The organism is Microbacterium sp. ZW T2_14, assembly GCF_044987405.1.
In the GTDB taxonomy this organism is placed as follows: Bacteria; Actinomycetota; Actinomycetes; order Actinomycetales; family Microbacteriaceae; genus Microbacterium.
The window spans coordinates 1-6,443 of the sequence record NZ_JBJDRK010000104.1; the positions used below are offsets into that span (position 1 = coordinate 1).

The 6,443-nt window shown below is 72.5% G+C and carries 6 protein-coding genes and 1 tRNA gene; 5 read left to right on the plus strand and 2 right to left on the minus strand.

Annotation, left to right across the window (positions count from 1 at the left end):
* Window positions 1–628: 628 nt before the first annotated feature.
* From hemQ to ACI3KY_RS19875, 5 genes are read left to right on the plus strand one after another with little or no spacing between them, the layout of a single operon-like run.
* Complete coding sequence (gene hemQ / locus ACI3KY_RS19855; protein WP_404931851.1) at window positions 629–1,312, plus strand: hydrogen peroxide-dependent heme synthase; 684 nt, start codon at window positions 629–631, stop codon at window positions 1,310–1,312.
* The gene (gene hemC, locus ACI3KY_RS19860; RefSeq protein ID WP_404931852.1) at window positions 1,309–2,226 is read left to right on the plus strand and encodes a hydroxymethylbilane synthase; all 918 of its coding nucleotides are present in this window, start codon (window positions 1,309–1,311) and stop codon (window positions 2,224–2,226) included. Before hemQ ends, hemC begins: the two co-directional genes overlap by 4 nt.
* Window positions 2,223–3,200, plus strand: a complete 978-nt coding sequence (gene hemB / locus ACI3KY_RS19865; protein WP_404931853.1) for a porphobilinogen synthase — start codon at window positions 2,223–2,225, stop codon at window positions 3,198–3,200. The genes hemC and hemB overlap by 4 nt, the downstream gene beginning before the upstream one ends.
* Window positions 3,197–4,615, plus strand: a complete 1,419-nt coding sequence (locus ACI3KY_RS19870) for a glutamate-1-semialdehyde 2,1-aminomutase (RefSeq protein ID WP_404931854.1) — start codon at window positions 3,197–3,199, stop codon at window positions 4,613–4,615. Before hemB ends, ACI3KY_RS19870 begins: the two co-directional genes overlap by 4 nt.
* A 10-nt stretch (window positions 4,616–4,625) precedes the next feature.
* Complete coding sequence (locus tag ACI3KY_RS19875; RefSeq protein ID WP_404931856.1) at window positions 4,626–5,543, plus strand: O-acetyl-ADP-ribose deacetylase; 918 nt, start codon at window positions 4,626–4,628, stop codon at window positions 5,541–5,543.
* 89 nt (window positions 5,544–5,632) lie between these two features.
* Here the strand turns inward: ACI3KY_RS19875 and ACI3KY_RS19880 are convergent.
* Window positions 5,633–5,705, minus strand: a tRNA-Ala gene (locus ACI3KY_RS19880).
* A gap of 66 nt (window positions 5,706–5,771) precedes the next feature.
* Window positions 5,772–6,443 (minus strand): large exoprotein (locus ACI3KY_RS19885; protein WP_404931855.1); only part of this gene is annotated, 672 nt, incomplete at its 5' end.

Genomic DNA, 6,443 nt, shown 5'->3' on the forward strand with positions numbered 1-6,443 from the left:
GCGCCGACGTCCGCGACGACCGTCAGGGCGTTTCGTCTCGCTTCGCTCGCTCAACCACCGGTACCTCAACCACCGGTCGTTGAGCGGACAGCAACCGGTCGTTCAGCGGGCGGCGCTCTGATTGCCGGAGAACGCGCCGACGTCCGCGACGACCGTCAGGGCGTTTCGTCTCGCTTCGCTCGCTCAACCACCGGTACCTCAACCACCGGTCGTTGAGCGGACAGCAACCGGTCGTTCAGCGGGCGGCGCTCTGATTGCCGCAGAACGCGCCGACGTCCGCGACGACCGTCAGGGCATTTCGTCTCGCTTCGCTCGCTCAACCACCGGTACCTCAACCACCGGTCGTTGAGCGGACAGCAACCGGTCGTTCAGCGGGCGCCGCTCTGATTGCCGCAGAACGCGCCGACGTCCGCGACGACCGTCAGGGCGTTTCGTCTCGCTTCGCTCGCTCAACCACCGGTATCTCAACCACCGGTCGTTGAGCGAGGGAGCGCCAGCGACCGAGACGAAACGCGTCGAGCCGAACGGAAGCGCCGGATGCGGGCGTTTCGTCCCGCGCGATCCTCGCTCGCTCGACGACCGAGGGCAGGCCGGGAACTCGGCCCGCGAGGGATGGAAAGATGGACGTATGACCGATGTCTCGGCGAGCGCCTCCCCTGAAACCCTCGGCTACACCCTGTGGGCCGTGTTCCGACGCGACGGCCAGCGCCCCGCGCCGGACGGCGATCTGGGCTCCGCAGTCGCCGAGGTCGAGGCATCCGGAGTCACCGTGCGCGGCTTCTACGACGTGTCGGGCCTCCGAGCCGACGCCGACCTCATGATCTGGCTCACCGGCACCGGTGTCGCCCCCGAGACGCTGCAGTCGGCCCTGCGGACCCTGCGCCGCGCCGAGCCGCTCGCCTCGCTGCTGCCGGTGTGGAACGCGATGGGCGTGCACCGCGACGCCGAGTTCACCGCCAGCCACCTGCCCGCGTTCATGCGCGACAAAGACCCCGAGGCCTGGCTCACCGTCTACCCGTTCGTGCGGTCGTACGACTGGTACATCCTCCCCGACGAGGAGCGTCGCCAGATGCTCGCCGACCACGGCCGCAAGGGGGCGGCGCACCGCAGCGTTCTGAGCAACACCGTGGCGTCGTTCGCCCTCGGCGACTACGAGTGGATCCTCGCGCTCGAGGCGCCCGAGCTCGTCGAGCTGGTCGACCTCATGCGCGACCTCCGCCAGACCGAGGCCCGCCGCCACGTGCGCGAAGAGGTGCCGTTCTACACCGGCCGCCGCATCGCACTCGACGAGATCTCCGAGGTGCTCTCATGACCACCCTGCGCATCGGGACGCGGGGCAGCAAGCTCGCGCTCGCGCAGACGGGCATGGTCGCCGACGACCTCTCCGACGCGACCGGCGTGACCACCGAGCTCGTCACGATCACGACCGACGGCGATCGCTCCCGCGAGCCGCTCTCCCGCGCCGGCGGCACGGGACTCTTCACCGGAGCCCTGCGCGACGCCCTGCTGGCGGACCAGTGCGACGTCATCGTCCACTCCCTCAAGGACCTCCCCACGGCGCCGCACGATCGGCTCGTCGTGGCGGCGATCCCGGCGCGCGAAGATCCGCGCGACGCGCTCTGCGCGCGCGACGGGCTCACCCTCGCCACGCTTCCCGCCGGCGCCCGCGTCGGCACGGGGTCGCCTCGGCGCATGGCGCAGCTGCGCTCGCGGCGTCCCGACCTCGTGGTCGTCGACATCCGCGGCAACGTCGACACCCGCCTCGGCAAGGTGACGAGCGGAGAGCTGGATGCCGTCATCCTGGCCGCCGCCGGACTCCGCCGCCTCGGCCGCACCGAGGTCGTGACCGACTACCTCGACGCCGATGCCTGGCCGACGGCCCCGGGCCAGGGGGCGCTCGCGATCGAGGTGCGGCGCGGCGAAGAGCATCTCGTCCACGCGCTCGACCATGCCGAGACCCGCGCCGCGGTGGAGGCTGAGCGCGAGGTGCTCGCGCTGCTCGAGGCCGGATGCTCCGCGCCCGTCGGAGCCCGCGCCGTCGTCGACGCGGGACTGCTCCTGCTGTCCGCACGCGTCTACAGCCTCGACGGCGCCACCGCCCTGACGTCCTCCCACGCGACCACGTGGCCCGAGGACGAGGGCGACCCGCCGCGCGAGGTCGCGGCATCCGTCGCCCGTGAACTGCTCGATGCCGGCGCCGCCGGCCTGACGGGAGAACGCCCTTGACGTACGCACCTGCCGACCGCCCCCGCCGCCTGCGCGCCACGCCGGCGATGCGGCGCCTCGTCGCCGAGACGCGGCTGCACCCCGCCGAGCTGATCCTCCCGATGTTCGTGCGCGAGGGCGCCACCGAGCCGGTGCCGATCTCGTCGATGCCGGGTGTCGTGCAGCACACGACCGAGAGCCTGAAGAAGGCGGTGACGGATGCCGCGGCCGCCGGCATCGGCGGCATCATGCTGTTCGGCGTGCCCGAGCAGAAGGACGCGGTCGGATCCGGCGCGACCGATGCCGACGGCATCCTGAACGTCGCCACCCGCATCGCCGCCGCGGAGGCCGGCGACGCGCTCGTCGTGCAGACCGACCTCTGCCTCGACGAGTTCACCGACCACGGCCACTGCGGCGTGCTCGATGCGAACGGCTACGTCGACAACGACGCCACACTCGAGCGCTACCGCGACATGGGTGTGGCGCAGGCCGAGGCGGGCTCGCAGCTGCTGGGCCTGTCGGGCATGATGGACGGCCAGGTGGCCGCCGTGCGCGATGCGCTCGATGACGCCGGCTTCGCGAACACCCCCATCCTGGGCTACGCCGCCAAGTACGCCTCCGCCTTCTACGGCCCCTTCCGCGAGGCCGTCCAGTCGTCGCTGGAGGGCGACCGGCGCACCTACCAGCAGGACCCCGCGAACCGCCGCGAAGGCGCACGCGAGCTCGACCTCGACCTCGCCGAGGGCGCCGACATCGTCATGGTCAAGCCCGCGATGAGCTACCTCGATGTGCTGTCGGATGCCGCGGCCACCAGCCCCGTGCCCGTCTGGGCCTACCAGGTGTCGGGCGAGTACGCGATGATCGAGGCCGCCGCGGCGAACGGCTGGATCGACCGGCGCCGTGCGATCGAGGAGTCGGTGATCAGCATCCGCCGCGCCGGCGCCGACGCCGTGCTGACCTATTGGGCCCTGGAGCTTGCGGAGTGGATCCGATGACGACCAACGCACAGGAGTTCGCCCGCGCCCGCGGCGCGATGCCCGGCGGAGTGAACTCGCCGGTGCGCGCCTTCGGCTCGGTGCACGAGACGCCCCGGTTCTTCGTGTCGGCGACGGGTCCGTACGTGACCGACGTCGAGGGCCGCGAGTACGTCGACCTGGTCGGCTCGTGGGGTCCCGCGATCCTCGGACACGCGCATCCCGCGGTCGTGAAGGCGGTGCAGGATGCCGCGGCCCACGGCCTCGGCTTCGGCGCGAGCACGCCCGGCGAGACGGAGCTGGCCGAGCTGATCGCCGCCCGCGTCACCCGCGACTCCCCGGTCGTTGAGCGAGCGAGGAACGAGCGAGACGAAACGCGCCGAACCGACGCGACCTCGCTGGCTCAGGGCGCCTCGTCTCGCTTCGCTCGCTCGACGACCGATATGCACCCGATGGAGCGGCTGCGCCTGGTCTCCACCGGCACCGAAGCGACCATGACGGCGATCCGCCTCGCGCGCGGCGCGACCGGGCGCGATCTCATCGTGAAGTTCGCCGGGCACTACCACGGCCATTCCGACGGGCTGCTGGCCGAGGCCGGATCGGGCGTCGCCACGCTGGCGATGCCGGGCTCGGCGGGGGTTCCCGCGCCCATCGCGGCGCAGACGCTGGTGATCCCCTACAACGACCTCGACGCGGTGCGCGAAGTCTTCGCCGCCCGCGGCGCCGACATCGCCGCCGTGATCGTGGAGGCGGCCCCTGCCAACATGGGCATCGTTCCGCCGGCGCACGGCTTCAACGCCGCTCTCGCCGACATCGCCCACGCGCACGGAGCGCTACTGATCCTCGACGAGGTGCTGACGGGCTTCCGCGTCGGACCCGCGGGCTGGTACGGCATCGACCCGGTGCCCTTCTCCCCCGACCTCATCACCTTCGGCAAGGTCGTCGGCGGCGGGCTCCCCCTGGCCGCGCTCGGCGGCTCGGCGGCGCTCATGGAGCTGCTCGCGCCGCTCGGGCCGGTCTACCAGGCCGGCACGCTGAGCGGCAATCCGCTCGCCGTCGCCGCCGGGCGGGCGACGCTGGACCACCTGGACGCCGATGCCTACGCCCGCATCGACGCCGCCGCGACGACGATCGCGGATGCCGCGGCATCCGCTCTCTCGCAGGCCGGCGTCACGCACGTCGTGCAGCGCTCGGGCAACCTGTTCTCGATCCAGTTCGCCGCCGAGGCGCCGGTCGACTACGACACGGTGAAGGCGCAGGAGGCGTTCCGGTACGCGCCCTTCTTCCGTGCCATGCTCGCGCAGGGCGTCTCGCTGCCGCCGTCCGTCTTCGAGGCGTGGTTCGTCTCGGCCGCCCACGACGATGCCGCCGTGGCACGCATCGTCGAGGCGCTGCCCGCCGCAGCCCGCGCCGCCGCCGAGGCCACCCCCGGCTGAGGACGAGCACCTGACCACGCTCGCCGCCGTCCACGGCGATATCACGGCTCAGACGACCGATGCGATCGTCAACGCCGCGAACAACGCCATGCACGGCGGCGGCGGTGTCGACGGGGCGATACACCGCGCCGGCGGACCCGAGATCCTCCGAGACTGCATCGCACGCTTCCCGCACGGGCTCGCCACCGGCGACGCCGGCTGGACGACCGCGGGCCGCCTCCCTGCGAAGTGGGTCGTGCACACGGTCGGGCCGAACCACGCGGCCGGCCAACGCGACCGCGGGCTGCTCGAATCCTGCTACCGCCGGTCGCTCCAGGTCGCCGAGGAACTGGGTGCCCGCAGCATCGCGTTTCCCCTCGTCAGCGCGGGCGTCTACGGATGGCCCCGGCGAGAGGCCATCACGACCGCGATCGACACGATCGCGACCACTCCCACGGCGTCGATCGACAGCGTCGCCCTCGTCGCCTACGACAGAGGCGCCTACGACGAGATCTCCTCGGCACTCGCGATGACGACGTCCGTCCGCATCCTGCAGGGCGTCCGCGAGCTGCACCGGCGGGGATTCCACCGGCTGCGGGTCCAGCCCGGGATGGCACCCTCCGGCATGCATCACCGCATCGTGCTGACGGATGCCGCGGACCCGGGCGCGACGATCCCCTACACGTCGGGCGCCGCGACCGACTTCGCGGGCGGCACCGTCGACGCCATGACCACTCCCACGGAGGTCGCCGAGCTCATCCTGCGGGCGCCCCCCCGCCTCACCGCCACGAACGACGCACCCGAGTACGCGGCCTGGTTCGCCGGCCTCCTGGCGGCGGTCGAACCCGAGCACGCGCTGCCTGTGTCCTTCGCCGACTACTTCGACGACAGTGCGGGCTGGGAGGTCGGCTGGGGCAGCGGACTGCGGTACCCGGCGCCGCCTCGCTGACGCCGCCTACCGCGGACTCACCGCGGCGAAAAGCGCGGCCGATCGGGCGAAAGCAGAAGGCCCCCGCCGTGGCGGGGGCCTTCTTCCGGTGGACCTGAGGGGAATCGAACCCCTGACCTCCTCGATGCGAACGAGGCGCGCTACCAACTGCGCTACAGGCCCGTGAACCTCAGAAACACTATCACGGTTCGAACCCCGTCCCGAATCGACGGAGCCCCTGCGAAGCCCCTATTCGCCTGCCGCGCGACGGGTCAGCAGCTGGCGCACGTGAGCCTCGATCTCGGCGTCGTCGACGTAGCCCATACGGGTGTAAACCGACTCCGACGACGTCGCGCGGGCGGTACGCGCGGTGTCGATCGAGGGGGGCTGCTGCGCCTCGGCGCGGGCCAGCATCGCCTGCTCGAGAGCGGCCTGTCGCAGCGCCGCACGGGCGGCCTCGGCATCCAGAACGGCTGCCGCACGGGACCCGGCCGACGCGGTGAGTGGGCGCGGAAGGTCGCGCGGCGCCCATTCGCGCGGCTCGCGCTCGAGCGCGACGTCCTGCAGTTCGGCGGCCTTCCGCAGCTCCGCAGCGCGTCGAAGCCGCCCTTGACGCCCGGAGGCGGCATCCACTCCTCCTCGGGCAGCGGCACGCGCCGTCACGCGCGACAGGCGATGCAGCGTCAGACCCGACACCGTGACGAGGGCGACACCCAGCCACAGCAGCGTCTGGGCCCCGGCCGTCACCGTCTCGAACACTCCCCACGCGGTCACTCCGAGACCGCCGACGCCCACGGCGGTCGCGAGGAGGCGGAAGACGCGGCGCACGCGCGCCCGACGTGCCGCGGGGATCGCGCGTGCGGCGGCGAGCTCGGCGCGCGCAGCCTCCTCGGCCGCGGCGCGCGCGGCGCGGCCGAGGGG